Annotated in this window: 13 protein-coding genes; 5 read left to right on the plus strand and 8 right to left on the minus strand. The window is 62.4% G+C overall.

What is annotated here, in order from left to right; genetic code table 11:
* Positions 1 to 117: 117 nt before the first annotated feature.
* The 5 genes from AAF563_01180 to AAF563_01200 form a co-directional block, all read right to left on the minus strand.
* Positions 118 to 717, minus strand: coding sequence for a hypothetical protein (locus tag AAF563_01180; GenBank protein MEM7119854.1), 600 nt, complete (start codon positions 715 to 717; stop codon positions 118 to 120).
* 186 nt (positions 718 to 903) lie between these two features.
* Entirely contained in the window at positions 904 to 1,530 is a 627-nt protein-coding gene (locus AAF563_01185) for a hypothetical protein (GenBank protein ID MEM7119855.1), read from the minus strand.
* A gap of 183 nt (positions 1,531 to 1,713) precedes the next feature.
* Positions 1,714 to 3,093 (minus strand): hypothetical protein, encoded by a 1,380-nt coding sequence (locus AAF563_01190; protein ID MEM7119856.1) that lies wholly within the window; start codon positions 3,091 to 3,093, stop codon positions 1,714 to 1,716.
* A 221-nt stretch (positions 3,094 to 3,314) separates the two neighbouring features.
* A complete protein-coding gene (locus AAF563_01195) occupies positions 3,315 to 3,914 on the minus strand; it encodes an NUDIX domain-containing protein (GenBank protein ID MEM7119857.1) in 600 nt (199 codons plus the stop codon).
* Between the two features lie 206 nt (positions 3,915 to 4,120).
* Positions 4,121 to 4,651 carry an O-acetyl-ADP-ribose deacetylase gene (locus tag AAF563_01200; protein MEM7119858.1) on the minus strand — a complete coding sequence of 177 codons (531 nt, stop codon included), beginning with the start codon at positions 4,649 to 4,651 and terminating at the stop codon, positions 4,121 to 4,123.
* A gap of 137 nt (positions 4,652 to 4,788) precedes the next feature.
* Between AAF563_01200 and AAF563_01205 the strand changes: the two genes are divergently transcribed.
* Both AAF563_01205 and AAF563_01210 read left to right on the plus strand, forming a co-directional pair.
* A complete protein-coding gene (locus AAF563_01205; protein ID MEM7119859.1) occupies positions 4,789 to 6,378 on the plus strand; it encodes a gamma-glutamyltransferase family protein in 1,590 nt (529 codons plus the stop codon).
* Between the two features lie 2 nt (positions 6,379 to 6,380).
* Positions 6,381 to 7,214, plus strand: coding sequence for an aldo/keto reductase (locus tag AAF563_01210; protein MEM7119860.1), 834 nt, complete (start codon positions 6,381 to 6,383; stop codon positions 7,212 to 7,214).
* 157 nt (positions 7,215 to 7,371) lie between these two features.
* Here the strand turns inward: AAF563_01210 and AAF563_01215 are convergent, their stop codons facing one another.
* On the minus strand, positions 7,372 to 7,989 hold the full coding sequence (locus AAF563_01215; GenBank protein ID MEM7119861.1) for an urea carboxylase-associated family protein: 618 nt from the start codon (positions 7,987 to 7,989) through the stop codon (positions 7,372 to 7,374).
* 246 nt (positions 7,990 to 8,235) lie between these two features.
* Between AAF563_01215 and AAF563_01220 the strand changes: the two genes are divergently transcribed.
* From AAF563_01220 to AAF563_01230, 3 genes are read left to right on the plus strand one after another with little or no spacing between them, the layout of a single operon-like run.
* Positions 8,236 to 9,573: an aspartate aminotransferase family protein gene (locus AAF563_01220; GenBank protein ID MEM7119862.1), complete on the plus strand. Its 1,338-nt coding sequence runs from the start codon at positions 8,236 to 8,238 to the stop codon at positions 9,571 to 9,573.
* 49 nt (positions 9,574 to 9,622) lie between these two features.
* Entirely contained in the window at positions 9,623 to 10,969 is a 1,347-nt protein-coding gene (locus tag AAF563_01225) for an efflux RND transporter periplasmic adaptor subunit (protein MEM7119863.1), read from the plus strand.
* Positions 10,970 to 10,975: 6 nt separating this feature from the next.
* On the plus strand, positions 10,976 to 14,137 hold the full coding sequence (locus AAF563_01230) for a multidrug efflux RND transporter permease subunit (GenBank protein ID MEM7119864.1): 3,162 nt from the start codon (positions 10,976 to 10,978) through the stop codon (positions 14,135 to 14,137).
* Between the two features lie 28 nt (positions 14,138 to 14,165).
* Here AAF563_01230 and AAF563_01235 read toward each other — a convergent pair whose 3' ends face one another.
* Positions 14,166 to 14,603: an invasion associated locus B family protein gene (locus tag AAF563_01235; protein MEM7119865.1), complete on the minus strand. Its 438-nt coding sequence runs from the start codon at positions 14,601 to 14,603 to the stop codon at positions 14,166 to 14,168.
* A 195-nt stretch (positions 14,604 to 14,798) separates the two neighbouring features.
* Positions 14,799 to 15,384 (minus strand): polyhydroxyalkanoate synthesis repressor PhaR (gene phaR / locus AAF563_01240; GenBank protein MEM7119866.1); only part of this gene is annotated, 586 nt, incomplete at its 5' end.

The raw sequence follows: 15,384 nt of genomic DNA on the forward strand, positions 1-15,384 counted from the left end.
GAGCAATACAACGACAGCTATGTTGAACAGCGAACTTGACGGGAGAGCCCGACGGCTATGCTTCACTTCTTCACAGCTCGTCGGTTCACGCCACGCCATATCCGCTTCCGCCCCACTCTAGTCCTTGTGGAGGCCGAGCAGCCACTGAACGACGGCACCCTCTTCATCGAACGTGTTCCATGGCCAGTAGCCCCAACCGCGGCCCCAAGATGCGGCGCGTCCGTCTGCCATGATGGCTTGTTCCACCAACTCACAGCTATCCGATGCATCGGCGCCATCGAGATCTTCGGCAATTCTGGAGGTGTAGTTCCAGTGAAGTCCGCTATCTAAAAGAGCGATTGCTGGACGGACCATCACATACTCCGTGCCTGAAGGCTGCACCGCATCGTCGCTGTATTGGCGCTGCAGAACGTCCACAAAGCTCGACGCCGCCTCCGGTGTCATTGGGCCGTCGAGCGAATAGTTCGAGAACAGGATGAACGGTCCGCCCCCGGATACACACAGCGGCTGGAATGACATCCATCCGAACTGGAACCAGACGCCGTGCATGACGAACACAACGGCCAGCAGTGCCAAACCGCGCATCGCCGGTGAAAGACGCGCCATTTCGGGCGGCCAACGCACATAACAACCCAGCACGAAGATGATTGCCGCCACGGATCCGAAGGCGACATGAGGTAGCTCGATGAACACCCCAATGACGAACAGCGCGATCAAGAGCACGGGCGGATAGAACGAGTTGGACCAGTACGCACTTGCCACAACGCTGGCGACGATAAGCAATAGCCCACAGACAAGACCGATCCAGTCGCGTTTGGACAGCCAGCAACTGCGTGACCGACGACTTGGGCGATCATCGTTGCCAGGGGGATGTACGGGACTGATCATGACTGCGCCAGCCCCTTATGAGTCCTTGTAGAGACCACGCAGCCAGCGGGCGAAGCCTTCGTCCTCGTTGATCGTATCCCACGGCCAAAGACCCCAGCCTGGCCGCCACGATTCCGCTTTGCCGCCCCGCATGGCGTTTTGTTCTATGGCAAGACAGTCGGCGTCCTTGCGCTCGGCAAGCTGCGGTGGCAAGGCGCTCGATGCGACGAGATAGGACATGTTCCAATTCCACTCGTTTTCGAGCAAAGCGAAAGCCGGCCGCACAAGAACGGTGTACGGATCGGTTCGTTGCACCGCGGCCTCGCCCCAACTACCGGCAAGGCCACGTTTCAAGAGACCAGCGCTGTAAGGGTCGAGTTCGCCGATCAATGCGCGCTGGCCAGTGCTGCCGCCTATGCCAACGTCTATGCGGCACAAGGGGTGAAAGGTGACCCAACCAAACAAGAACCAGCCGGTGTGCAGAACGACGACGACGGCCAAGACAATGGAGGCCCGCTTCCAGGCCGCAAGCCTCGCCATGCCGAGCGGCAGCGGCAGGTACCAACCGACCGCGAAGACAATCGCCGCGACGGTGGCAAAGGCCGTCACCGGGAAGTTCAGGTATCCCCAAAGGTAGAACAGATAGAGGATCAGACCCTTCACCACGTCGTGCCAGAACAAGGCAAGGAGCGGGGCGGCAACGAGGGCAACGATCAGCAGACGCCGGAAAAGGCGGGCGTGGTTTGGATCGGACGGTCGTCGATCCCCGTTGCAACTTGGCGACCGGCAGATTGGGATCATGTGAGTCGGATCTGCGGAGACGCCTCGACAACCTCTGCAGCAATCCTAGGCCTCATCGCCTGCCTCCTCGCGGTCAGCTTCCGACCAGAAGAGAACGGTCTCTCTTAGATCGGGTGTCCCATCGTCGCGAAGAACGATCCGGCCGGAGACTTGCCAGATTTTTCGGCTGGTCGACAAAAACTCTTTGGCCGGACCAAGTGTCTCGTACTCCTCCAAATCTTCGTTCGAAACACTTGGACCGTCCGAGCTAATCAACGAGTCCAGCCATGGGAGGAACCCCGGTTCGAAATTGAACATTTCGTTCAATCTCATGTCGACAGTGCCGGAGACGAAAATCATCTCGCCATGGCGTGTGAATGTTAGATCGCCGAAGCTCTCGATCTTGCCTTCACCAACTGCACGGGCGAAATCTCGGTCCTTTCCGTCGTTTAGATCCAAGACAGACCCGGCGTTGAAGGGACCCCAATCGACGACGAGTCTGAGAGGATCTCCTTTTCTGTTTGTCGACACGCGAATGCTCTCGCCGTCGTCTAGCTCCATGAACGGCCTCCAGAGATCGTCGTCGAGTTCACCTCGAACCCAGTTCAAGTAGTGTCCTTTGAGCCGGCCTTGCTCGTACCGAAACTTGGAGTAGGTCATGAGTTTGCCCCACGAGATCGGGTGAACGCCGCCCACTCCGTCCCGGTAACGCTCAAGAAACTCCGCCCCGAGGACACTGCCGTCGCGCCGCCAGCTTGCGATCATGGCGTCGATCGCCTCGCCTGTTCGTTTCAGTCTTCGAGAGATTTGGCCACGATTGAAATCATCGTTTCGAACACCGTCCTTTTGCCTTGCAAGTTCCTCGTCGAGAGTGCGGCGCAGATCGTCTTGTTCCCGTTTCAAGCGCTCGTCACGAGCACGACGTGCGTCTTCTGGATCAGGGCCATCTCGCCGGGCATTGCCCTCCAGTTCACCAAGCGCCCTTTCACTGGGCGGGATGATGTCGAAGTCTTGAGCGGAAGCAGATGGATCGACGGCGCCACTGGTTTTGCGAGTCGATGGTGAAGTCGGCGGCGTCTCGGTCTGACGAAGTCGAGGGCCTCGCCCCCCACCCGTAAGGATCGTGCCCTGCCGCAGCGGCGGGCCCTCCTTCTCCTGCCCCAGGCGCAGGCGGCGTTCGCGGGCGGGGTCGAAGGGTTCGAGTTCGTCGACGAAGGGTTTGGGGCGGCCGATGCGCAAGGTCTTCGGCTTGCCGCTGGGGTCGTCGTAGACGCGGCGGAACTGGCGGTGGATGTAGGCGCGGTAGTCGGGGTCGCCGTCCAGATAGCGGGGATCGCGCATCAAGTGCGCGAGCTGGCCGCTGAGGCGCTTTTCAATCTCGTCCTCGATGTCTTCCCGGTTTTTGGCGTGGGGCCAGCGTTTCAGCGGATCGTCACGATTAGGCATGTTTCACACCAGAGTAAGTTCGCACTCTGTTCCCTTAACGCGAAAAAGCAGGTGAAGATAGAGTAAAATGACCATGACTTCCCTCTATGCGTGTCTAGAACCAGAATGCTCGAGTTCGCGCTAAAGTTTAGTCAGGCTGCGCGTCGATTGGGGCGATGGCGCGGCCATTCGGGGGAAATGTCGTGGCGCGCCGACGGCGCGCGGACGCACGCGTCAGGTGTTCAAGCCCAGGCGGCGCGCACGGCCTCGCGGTGGCGGGCGAGCCACAGAAGCGCAATCACCGTGTGGGAGGCGATCAGGCGGCCGTCATCGGCCATGGCGATGGCGTCGTCGGCCACCATGACGTGGACGCGGATATCTTCGCCCTCATCATCCAGGCCGTGGATGCCGCCGGCGCCCGCGGCGTCGACCTCGCCGAGGAAGACGTCGATCGCCTCGGTCACCGCGCCCGGCGACGGCAGGAAGCGGGTGATGGTCTTGAGCCGCTTGAGTTCGAGCCCCGCCTCCTCCACGACCTCACGGCGGACGGTGGTCTCCGCGTCCTCCCCCGCGTCGATGATCCCGGCGGGGATCTCGATCAGCCAGGGCGGGTCGACGGTCGGGATGGCGGCGACACGGAACTGTTCGACCAGGACAACTTCATCCGTCTTCGGGTCATAGGGCAGGACGGCGGCGGCGTGGCCGCGCTCGAACACCTCCAGCGCGCGCTCCTTGCCCCAGCCGCCGGCGAAGAGCGTGTGGCGCACATGCCAGCGGTCGAGCTCGAAATAGCCGCGATGGCAAGGCTCGACCTTCAGCACCTCATACTTCTTCTCGCCCATGGATCCCGTTCCCCGTGGCAACCGGCGCGCGCTGCTTAGCACGGTTCGGGCGATACTGCTGTTTTATCCCATGGCATCACCGGCCCACGCCCCCTCCCTCCGGGGCAAAACGCCGAGAGGCGTTTTCGCCGAGGCCACCCCGAGGATGCTGCCATGGGTGGCCGGGAGGGGGCGTGGGCCGGTGCCGATGGCGCGAGCGATAACGATCAGACAGAGATCCCCGCCGCGCTGAGCGCGGTGCGGTAGACGCCGGTATCGGCGTCGCCGAAGCAGCAGAAGATGACCTCGCGCGGCTTCTCGTGGATCGCCAAGAAGTCGGTGACCTCGTGGACCGCGATGCGGGCGGCGCGCTCGATCGGAAAGCCGAAGATGCCGGTGCTGATCGAGGGGAAGGCAACCGTGGCGAGACGGTTCTGGTTGGCGATCTCCAGCACCGAGCGGTAGCAGTTGGCGAGCAGTTGCGGCTCGTTCCGGCCACCGCCATGCCAGACCGGTCCGGCGGTGTGGATGATGTAGTCGGCGGCCAGATCGTAGCCGCCGGTCAGAACCGCGGTACCGGTCGGACAGCCGCCGATGGCGCGGCATTCCTCGTCCAGCTTCGGCCCGGCGGCGCGCCGGATGGCGCCGTCGACACCGCCGCCCGGCGCCAGCGCCTCGTTCGCCGCGTTGACGATCGCCGAAACCTCCAGCGTTGTGATATCGCCGTCGATCAGCCTGATGCGCTGGCTGAGATCCATGCCCCTTCTCCCGAAAGGCAGTCTAACGGCTCGCGGCGGACCGTGCACGCGCGGGACAGCGCGGGCTTTCGCGACGCCGCGCTTATGCTTAGAGTCCCGCGCCCGCCCCGCGTCACGCCAACAAGAACAGGACCCCCATGCGTCACTTCTATTCGCCGCCCCGTTCCGTCGCCTATGCCGAGAACGGCATGGCCGCGACTTCCCATCCCCACGCCACCCTGGCGGCGCTGGATTGTCTGCGCGCCGGCGGCACGGCAATGGACGCGGCGGTATCCGCGGCGGCCGTGCTGGCGGTGGTCGAGCCGATGTCGACCGGCATAGGTGGCGACGTCTTCTGCCTTTACGCGCCCAAGGGATCGGCGGATATCATCGCCTATAACGGGTCTGGCCGCGCGCCGGCGGCCGCGGAGGCCAACTGGTTCCTGGAGCAAGGCATCACGGCGATCGACGCCAACACCGCGCACGCGGTGACCGTCCCCGGCGCGATCGATGCGTGGTGCCGGCTCGCCGGCGATCACGGTGTCAAGGGCATGGACGAAATCCTGGCGCCGGCCATTGGCTATGCCGAGAACGGCTACACCATTCATCCGGTGGTCGGTGAGATGTGGCGCGAGTGCGCGGCCCGGCTGCGCGGCGACGACAACGCGCGGACCATCCTGCTGGTCGACGGTGAGGCGCCGGCGGAGGGCGCCGTTCACCGCCAGCCGCTGCTCGCGAAGACTTTGAAGGAAGTCGCGGCCAAGGGACGCGCCGGTTTCTATGAAGGCGGCGTCGCCGAGGACATCGTGGGCTATCTCAAGAGCCTTGGCGGCCTGCACACCCTGGACGACTTCGCCGGGGCCGCCGGCGAATACGTCACGCCCATCGCGACCGACTACGGCGACTACCGCGTGCATGAGTGTCCGCCCAACGGTCAGGGCGTCATTGCGCTCTTGATGATGAACATCCTGAACGGCTACGACATCGCATCGATGGACCCGCTGGGGCCTGAGCGCCTGCACCTGACGTTGGAGGCGGGCCGGCTCGCGTTCCGCGACCGCGCCGCCTATGTCGCGGATCCCGCCATGGCCGACGTGCCGGTCAAGACTTTGCTGTCGGAAGCCTACGCCGCCGAGCAGCGCGCCCAGATCGACCCCGAACGCGCCATGGTCGACGTGCCGCCGCCATCGCTGCCCAAACACAAGGACACGGTCTACCTGACCGTCGTTGACAAGGACCGCAATGCCGCGAGCTTCATCAACTCGCTCTATTACGGTTTCGGCAGCGCGCGCGTCGCGCCCCAATCCGGTGTCTGCCTGCAGAACCGGGGCTCCGGCTTCGTCATCGAGCCCGGCCACCCCAACTGCATCGCGCCCGGCAAGCGGCCGATGCACACCATCATCCCGGCGATGCTGACCAAGGCTGAGCGCGCGGTCATGCCGTTCGGCGTCATGGGCGGCGATTATCAGCCCTGGGGCCACACCCACTTCCTGCAGAACGTGCTGACCTACGGCATGGACGTGCAGGAAGCGTTCGACCTGCCGCGCTTCATGGTCGATGGTGACGTGGCGGTGCTGGAAGCCGGCGTGCCGAGCCCGACCGCCCGGGCGCTGGCCGGCATGGGGCACGCGGTGGCAATCGCCGGCGACGATCACGGCGGCGGCCAGGCGATCTGGATCGACTGGGAACGCGGCACCCTTGCCGGCGGCACCGAGCCGCGCAAGGACGGCATTGCGATGGGATACTGACCATGCGCACGGTGACGCTGCCCGGCGGCGAGACGGTGCCCGCGCTTGGGCTCGGCACCTGGCGCATGGGCGAGAACCGCAAGGCCTGGGCAGACGAGATCAAGGCGCTGCACTACGGCCTCGACCTCGGCATGACCCTGATCGACACGGCGGAGATGTATGGCGAAGGCGGCGCCGAACGGGTCGTCGGCGAGATACTGAAGACACGCCGCGACGAGGTCTTCCTGGTCTCCAAGGTCTACCCGCACAACGCGACCTATGACGGCGTGCAGGACGCCTGCGCGCGCAGCCTGAAGCGTCTGGCGACCGACCGCATCGATCTCTACCTGCTGCACTGGCCGGGCTCGACGCCGATCGCCGAGACGGTCGAGGGGTTCGAGCGTCTGGTCGAAATCGGCGATGTCCGCCACTGGGGCGTCAGCAATTTCGACACCGCCGATATGGACGGCCTGTGGAACACGGCCGACGGGCGCAACTGCGCGACCAACCAGGTGCTCTACAATCTCGCCCGGCGCGGCATCGAACACGATCTGTTGCCGTGGAGCCAGAGCCACGACCTACCGGTGATGGCCTATTCGCCGCTGGAACAGGGCAGGCGCCTGGGCAGCGGCGCGCTGGAGACCATCGCCAAGCGCCACGGCGCCACACCGCTGCAGATCGCGCTTGCCTGGTGCCTGCGCCGCAAGGACATCATCGCCATTCCAAAGGCCGTGCGCACCGAGCACCTGGATGAGAACCGTGCGGCGCTGGACATCACCTTGACCACCGACGACCTCAACACGCTCGACGCCGCCTTTCCGCCACCGGACGACAAGCAGCCGCTGGCGATCCTTTAGGTGCGTTACGAGTCTTGCTCGGCATCACCACCCCACCCGGCCACCCCGAGGATGCTGACATGGGTGGCCTCGACGAAAACGCCTCTCGGCGTTTTGCCCCGGAGGCGGGGGAGTGGGCTGGCCCCGGCTAAGCGCAAGCGGCTCGAACGCTAGAGACCTACATCAAGACCTCGACATGAGCGTCCTGGGGCGTGCCGTCGTCGCCGTTGGTCGGGTAGACGTCATCGGGACAGGCGGAGAACGCCATCACGCAGTCGGCTTCGGCCATGACCTCGACATAGGCGCCGGGCTCTGACGTCGGGCGTACGTAGTCGATGGTGCGGCCGTCGGCGACCGGGGCCAGCATGAAAAGGTTCCAGGGACTGGGCGTGAAGGAGAAGCTGCGGTCGTGCGGCGCGAGCACGCCCGCCAGGTTGTCGGCGCAGTTGGCGTGATCGTCGCCGGCGCCAGCATGAATGTACATCGCCCGGCTGCAGGCGGCGATCAGGGTGTCGTGGCCGCCCGGCGAGGTGTCGGCGGTCATCGTCAGAAGCGGACGGTAGCGGTTGTCGATCAACGTGTCGCCGGGCTCGAACACGATACGCTGCAGAACCTCGCGACAGTGCTCCATCGACAGGAAGGCGGCGGGATCGCCGTCGGGAAACGCCCAGGTATCGACAACCTGGGTGCCGGTGGTGTTGATGACCCGCAACGACGCGCCCTTGGCAAGTGGCACGGCGAGGCCATGGCGCGCCGGGATCGTTAACCGTTCCCTGATTTCACCAGGCTGCACCATGGTTTCGCTCTCCGTTTGTCGATCAGGCGTGTAACGGCCGGTTGTTCTCAACCCTTCGGCCGCATGCTAGAGCGGATCATGGTTAGCCGGAACCGCTTGACGGTTCCAGCTAACCATTTGAATCCGCTCTTTATCTAGGAGTAGAGCAGATTCACCTGTTTTGATTTCATCGCGAAGCGATTCCATCAAATCAGGATCTGCTCTAGGTTGGCGATCACGCTTTGGCTCCAAATTTCAGGAAATCTGATGGATAACGATTCCTTCAACTACCCCGACCGGCCCAACGATCTGTCGTCCTATTGGATGCCGTTCACGGCCAACCAGGCCTACAAACAGGCGCCGCGCCTGATGGTTGGGGCCAAGGACATGCATTACACGACCGTTGACGGCCGCAAGATCCTGGATGGCACGGCCGGTCTTTGGTGCTGCAACGCCGGCCACGGACGCGGCAAGATCGCCGAGGCGGTCAAGAAACAGGTCGACCGCATGGATTTCGCGCCGTCGTTCCAGCTGGGCCACCCCGCGGCTTTCGAGTTCGCGAACCGGCTGGCCGACCTGATGCCTGGCGATCTGGACCACGTGTTCTTCACCAATTCCGGTTCGGAATCAGCCGATACGGCGCTCAAAATCGCGCTGGGCTACCACTACGTCCGGGGCAAGGGCTCCAAGACCCGGCTGATTGGGCGCGAGCGCGGTTATCACGGCACCAATTTCGGTGGCACGTCGGTCGGCGGTATCGTCAAAAACCGCATGTTCTATGGCAGCCTTTTGGCCGGCACCGACCACATCCGCCACACCCACGACATCGAACACAACGCGTTCTCGAAGGGCGAACCCGAGTGGGGAGCCCATCTGGCCGACGACCTGGAGCGGCTGGTCCAACTGCATGACGCCTCGACCATCGCCGCGGTCATTGTCGAGCCGGTCGCCGGTTCCACCGGTGTCCTGATCCCGCCCAAGGGGTATCTGAAACGCCTGCGAGAGATCTGCGATAAGCACGACATCCTGCTGATCTTCGATGAGGTGATCACCGGGTTCGGACGCCTGGGCTCCAGTTTCGCGACCGAGTATTTCGGCGTCGAACCGGACATCGCCACCACGGCCAAGGGCCTGACCAACGCGGTCGTGCCGATGGGTGCGGTATTCTGTAAGAAAAAGATCTACGACGCCTACATGGAGAACACCAAGTCGGGCATCGAGCTTTTCCACGGCTACACCTATTCCGGTCACCCGCTTGCCGCCGTCGCCGGCCTGGCGACGCTTGACGTCTATAAGGAAGAGGGTCTCTTCGAGCGGGCCGCCGAACTCTCAGACTACTGGGAAGACGCATTGTGGTCACTTAAGGGTGGGCACCATGTCATTGATCTGCGCAATCTCGGCCTGATTGCCGGCATTGAATTGGAGCCGCGTCCCGGCGCGCCGACGGCGCGCGCCATGGAGGCCTTCCAGAAATGTTTCGACGATGGCGTTTTGATCCGCGTTACCGGCGACATCATCGCGCTATCGCCACCGCTGATTGTCCAAAAGAATCAGATTGATCAGATGTTTGATACAATCGGCAACGCGTTGAAGGCGGTCGATTGATCGGTATAGTAGCCGTGGATCGGGGCCACTGAAAAAAGTACCCAACGCGATGGCGCAGCGAACCATCAAGGCAGAAGTCTGCCGTTACGTTGCCGCATGTTTTGTTGCGACGTCGTTGCTGGCCGCGTGCGACGACGGGGATCAGGCGCAGTCGACCGCCACCGCGGCGCCTGCGCCATCGGTTGTCGTCGCACCCGTTGTAGAGCGCGATGTCAAAAGCCATTCGACCTTTGTCGGCCGCACGGTCGCGGTCGACTATGTCGAACTGTCGGCGCAGGTCGAAGGCTATCTCGAGGAGCGTCTGTTTACCGAAGGTCAGCTGGTCGTGCCCGGCGATCTACTGTTTACCATTGATCCCAGAACGTTCGCGGCAGCGGTTGAGTCGGCCGAGGCGTCAGTCGCCAAGGCCCAGGCCAGCGTGACCGAAAACAGCAGCCAGTTGGAACGCACCAAGGAACTTTATTCCACACAGGACGTCAGCAAGGCCAGGCTTGACCAAGACACCGCCTCCTTCCTGCAAGCGCAAGCCGACCTTCAGGTTGCGCAGGCTGAATTGAAACAGGCACAGGTCGATCTCGATTTCACCCGCATCACAGCGCCCATCACCGGACAGATAGGCGAAGCCACCTACTCGATCGGCAATCTCATCACCTCCAGCAGTGATCCGCTGGCGACGATTACAAGTCTGGATCCCATCTATGTCAGCTTCACGGTAAGCGAGCGCGACATCTTGCAGGTCAAGCGTCTTCGCCTGGCGAACGGCGAGGACGCGACGTTCGATACCCTGGACGGCCTCGAAACGATGGTGGTCCCCATGGTCGAGCTGCCCGACGGCAAGATGTACGAACATCCGGGCGTGATCGACTTTGTCGATAACACCGTCGACCCAAGGACAGGTACGGTGACCGTCCGCGCCGTCTTTCCGAATCCCAATGTGTTGCTGTCGCCTGGACAGTTCGTTTCCGTGCTGATCGAATCGCGCGAGGCGACGAAACGCATGGTCATTCCGCAAGCGGCCGTGCAGGAGGATCAGCAAGGACCCTTCGTGCTGGTCGTCAACGCGCAGAATCAGGTGGAGAAACGGCAAATCCAGGTCGGCGCCACCGAAGGCGTCGACTGGATCGTTACCTCGGGCCTGAACGTCGGCGAATTGGTCATTGTCGAAGGTCTACAGAAGGTTCGGGCTGGCATCGCCGTCAACCCCGTGCAGCAATCGTCGACGGATCAGTCGACAACCGGCCAATCCAGTTCGGGCTCGTCGTCGTCAGATCAAACCACGTCGGATCAGTCGTCTGGACAATCATCGTCGGATCAGACATCGGAATCGGATACGACTGATCAATCTTCGGCGGATCAGTCGACAACCGACGGCTCATCGTCCGATCAGGGCGGCTAAGCGGCCATGCTTCCCCAGTTTTTTATCAGCCGGCCGAAGTTTGCGTTTGTCATCTCGATCCTGATCACCATTGCCGGCTTCATTTCGCTGACAGTCCTGCCGGTCTCCGAGTATCCGGACATCAGCCCGCCGCAGGTCAGCGTAGCCGCCACCTATTCCGGGGCCACAGCGGAGGTGATCCAGGAAACGGTCGGCACGCCGATTGAGACCCAGGTCAACGGCGTCGACGACATGATGTACATGTCATCGACAAGTTCGGACTCCGGCAGCTACAGCCTGTCGGTCACGTTCGAGATCGGGACCGACCCCGACATCGCCGCTGTCAACGTGCAGAACCGGGTTTCGCTGGCGACCTCTTCGCTGCCCAGCGAGGTGACGGCCCAGGGCATTTCGGTCCAGAAGGCGTCGACCAGCATCTTGATGATCATCACTGTATCGTCGCCGAACAACACCTACGACGCGACCTTTCTCAGCAACTATGTCGACATCAACATCGCCGACGCCCTGGCCCGCGTCGACGGTGTTGGCGATGCCTCGATCCTGGGTTCCCAGCCCTACAGCATGCGCATCTGGCTGGACCCCAACAAGCTTGCCGGATTCGAGCTGACGGCGACCGACGTCATCCTTGCCATCGAGGATCAGAACGTCCAGGCAAGCGCCGGTTCCATTGGCGCGCCGCCGGCGCCGTCCAATCAACAGTTTCAGTACACGATTCAGACCCAGGGACGCCTGACCGATCCCGATCAGTTCGGCGACATCATCGTCGCGGCGTTCGAAGACGGTTCGGAGGTCCGCATCAGGGACGTCGCCCGTGTCGAACTGGGCTCCCAGTACTACACATCGTTCAGCAATCTCGATGGAAATCCGACCTCAGCGCTTTCCATCTACCAGTCACCGGACGCCAACGCTCTCAATGTCGCCAACGCGGTCAAGGCCGAGTTGGAGGAGCTGTCGAAGCGTTTTCCGGAGGACATGGAGTACAACATCACTTACGACACCACCCGCTATGTACAGGCGACGATCGACGAGGTTATCGAGACCCTGCTGATCGCCTTCGTCCTGGTGGTGTTCGTCACATTCGTTTTTCTCCAGAACTGGCGCGCGACGCTAATCCCGACCTTGGCCATTCCGGTCTCCCTGATCGGTACGTTCGCGGTTCTGTACATCCTCGGCTACTCCGCGAACACGATCTCTCTGTTCGCCCTGATCCTGGCCATCGGCATCGTCGTCGACGACGCGATCATCGTTGTCGAGAACGTCCAGCGCATCATGACCGATGAGGGCCTGGAGCGCCGCGAAGCAACCCGCAAGGCGATGAAGCAGATCACCGGTCCGGTCATCGCCACCACGCTGGTGCTGCTGGCTGTCTTCGTACCGATTGGTTTCATGCCGGGATTGTCTGGCAGGATCTATCAGCAGTTCGCCGTCACGATCTCGGTCTCGGTGGTCATCTCGTCGATCAACGCACTGACCTTGAGCCCGGCGCTTTGTGCATCGTTGCTGCGCAGCGGCACCTTGACGAACAAGGGCCCATTCGGCGTTTTCAACCGCGTCTTTGACAAGATACGCCACGGTTACACCGCCGTCGTCGTCACCCTCGCGCGCCGTTCGATTATCGGCCTTGTGCTGCTGGCCGGCGTGTTCGGCGGCGGCTACGTGCTGTTCAACACCATACCCACCGGCTTTCTGCCGGAAGAGGATCGTGGCGCCTTCTTCGTCAATATCGAACTTCCGGATGCATCGTCACTGACGCGCACGCAGGTGGTCGTCGACCAAGTCCAGGAGATCCTTTCAGGCTTGGATGGTGTCGAAAACGTCATCACCATTCCCGGTTACAGTCTGCTGGCGGGCGGCACCCAGTCGAACGGCGGCTTTGCCGTTGCCGTGCTGAAGCCCTGGGACGAACGGTCGGACCCCACGCTCTCGCTTCAGAGCATCATGGGCAAAGCGCAGGGCAAGCTGTTCGGTCTGTCGACTGCATCGGTGTTTGTGTTCAGCCCACCGCCGATACCGGGTCTGGGAACAACCGGTGGCATGAGTCTTGAGGTCCAGGACGAAGGTGGCAACACGCCGCAAGCTCTGGCCCAGGCAGTCAATGCCCTGGTCTACAACGCCAACCAACGGCCCGAGCTGGACAACATTTTCGCGACGTTCAGCGCCAACGTGCCGCAGGTCTACGTCAACCTGGATCGCCAGAAAGCCGAAGCCATGGGCGTTTCCGTGGCTGACGTCTTTATCGCGCTCCAAGCCAACATGGGTTCCTTCTACGTCAACGACTTCAATTATCTAAGCCGGGTGTTCCAGGTCATCGTTCAGGCAGAGAGCGACTATCGCAGCACCGTCTCCGACATCGGCCGTATTTATGTGCGTTCGTCCAACAACGACATGATCCCGCTGAGCACCCTCATCGACGTCACGACCGTTCTCGGGCCCCAGCAGTTGAACGCCTACAATCTGTTCCGTTCAGCCTCGGTCAACGGGCAGCAGGCAGCGGGCTACAGCACAGGTCAGGCACTTGCCGTCATGGAAGAGGTCGCCGATGAATACCTGCCACAGGGCTTCACCTTCTCGTGGTCCGGTCAATCGCTGCAAGAGCTGGAAGCGGCCGGCAAGACGACCAGCCTGATCATCTTCGCGATCGTGTTCGTCTACCTGTTTCTGGTCGCCCAGTATGAGAGCTGGACGATGCCCTTCGTCGTTGTTCTGTCAGTGCCGACAGCAGCGCTCGGTGCGCTGGGATTGGTCCTGGTCGTCGGCTCCGACATCAACATCTATACGCAGATCGGTCTCGTCTTGCTCATAGGACTGGCGTCGAAGAACGCGATTCTGATCGCCGAGTTCGCCAAGGTGCGGCGCGAAGAGGGCGCCGGCATCATCGACGCGGCTTCCGAAGCGGCCAAGCTTCGGTTCCGCGCCATCTTGATGACCTCGTTCTCGTTCATTCTTGGCGTCGTGCCGCTGGCGATTGCGGTCGGCGCCGGCGCCGGCAGCCGCCGCGCCATGGGCAACACCGTCCTGGGCGGTATGGCGGCCGCCGTTTTGATCGGAATCTTCCTGATACCGCTGCTTTACGTGATCGTGCAGCGCATCGTCGAATGGCGCCGACACGAGGAACCTGGCAAGGCCAAAGGTTCCGACAAACCCGAAGAAGCCGAGACGACCGCCTGATCTGCCTAGGCAGCGCCCCGGCCCAGGACTAAAGCTCGCCGTACGCCGCTGTGAAGCCGGTCAGGGAAATCGGCAGCTGAATCGGCTGCTCGGCCTGCTCATAAATCGTGACGACGGCCTGGTTGCCCTGTCGCATCGTCTCCAGCACATCGGCCGTCAAACCGACCTGGGTCATGCAGCCGTCCGGAAGACAGTTGATGAAACCGACGGTTCCCATGTCGTTGCCGTCGACCGTCAGGGTCAGACCGCCGGGCAGCAGAATACCCAGGGGCACCACAACCCGCAGAAACGGATCACCTTCCGGCGGCTTGACGACCAGCGCCGCCAACACACGTCTGCCGTCTTCCTCCCTGATCAGGTTCTGCACCATGGCGCAGGGGTTGGACGCCGATTCGTCGGGCGGACACTGGACCTGCCAGTCGCCATGGGTTGCCTTGACCGTGACGTCCTGCGCGGTGGCCGGCATTGCGGCTAAGCCGATAACAGCCGCAGCCAAGGAAAGACGGACAGAGTGGAGTTTCATAGGTCACCCGCAAGGTGGTTGTCAGAGGTTCGTGGTCGCGCCGCCAACACGTACGGCGTCGGTGGCCGGACGCGCGCGGCGTCAGTCAGGTTCAAGATCGCAGCCGTCTTCGTCGGTCCGGCAAGCGTCAAGTGGTCCTTAATCCGTCTTCTTTGCCAGACTTTCAAGTTGACGCTGCAGGTCGTTGATTTGTTCCCGCAGACCCGCCAGATCCTGGTCCTGATCACCGGCGGTCGTGCCGTTCGTGGACGGCTGTGCCTCCGGCGTCCCGCCCTCGGGCGGCATGCCGCCATTGCGCGCCGTCGCGGCGGGATAGAACATTTCCATCGCGCGCTGGAACATCGCCATGTTGTTCTTGACCATCTCCTCCATGGCCTGGCCCTGGTCGCCGCCGGGGAACGGGAACATCTGGCCGAACGTCTTGGTCATGGCGCTGCGCATCTCTTCCTGGTTGCGCGCGAAGTTCTCCATACTCATCTCAAGATAACGCGGCACGAAGCTCTGCAGGTTGTCACCATAAAAGCCGATCAGCTTGCGCAGGAAGTTGATCGGCAGCAGGTTGGCGCCCTTCGCCTCTTCTTCGACGATGATCTGCGTCAGTACCGAACGGGTAATATCCTCGCCAGTCTTGGCGTCGAACACAGCGAATTCGATACCGTCCTTCACCATCTGGGCCAAATGGTCCAAGGTGACGTAACTGCTGGTCGCCGTGTTATAGAGCCGG

The sequence above is a fragment of the Pseudomonadota bacterium genome, from assembly GCA_039028155.1.
In the GTDB taxonomy this organism is placed as follows: Bacteria; Pseudomonadota; Alphaproteobacteria; order SP197; family SP197; genus JANQGO01.

Bases quoted from the DNA above. Each gene is read 5' to 3' on its own strand.
- AAF563_01190 (MEM7119856.1), bottom strand. From the start codon at position 3,093: ATGCCTAATCGTGACGATCCGCTGAAACGCTGGCCCCACGCCAAAAAC.
- AAF563_01195 (MEM7119857.1), bottom strand. From the start codon at position 3,914: ATGGGCGAGAAGAAGTATGAGGTGCTGAAGGTCGAGCCTTGCCATCGC.
- AAF563_01200 (MEM7119858.1), bottom strand. From the start codon at position 4,651: ATGGATCTCAGCCAGCGCATCAGGCTGATCGACGGCGATATCACAACG.
- AAF563_01205 (MEM7119859.1), top strand. From the start codon at position 4,789: ATGCGTCACTTCTATTCGCCGCCCCGTTCCGTCGCCTATGCCGAGAAC.
- AAF563_01210 (MEM7119860.1), top strand. From the start codon at position 6,381: ATGCGCACGGTGACGCTGCCCGGCGGCGAGACGGTGCCCGCGCTTGGG.
- AAF563_01215 (MEM7119861.1), bottom strand. From the start codon at position 7,989: ATGGTGCAGCCTGGTGAAATCAGGGAACGGTTAACGATCCCGGCGCGC.
- AAF563_01220 (MEM7119862.1), top strand. From the start codon at position 8,236: ATGGATAACGATTCCTTCAACTACCCCGACCGGCCCAACGATCTGTCG.
- AAF563_01225 (MEM7119863.1), top strand. From the start codon at position 9,623: ATGGCGCAGCGAACCATCAAGGCAGAAGTCTGCCGTTACGTTGCCGCA.
- AAF563_01230 (MEM7119864.1), top strand. From the start codon at position 10,976: ATGCTTCCCCAGTTTTTTATCAGCCGGCCGAAGTTTGCGTTTGTCATC.
- AAF563_01235 (MEM7119865.1), bottom strand. From the start codon at position 14,603: ATGCCGGCCACCGCGCAGGACGTCACGGTCAAGGCAACCCATGGCGAC.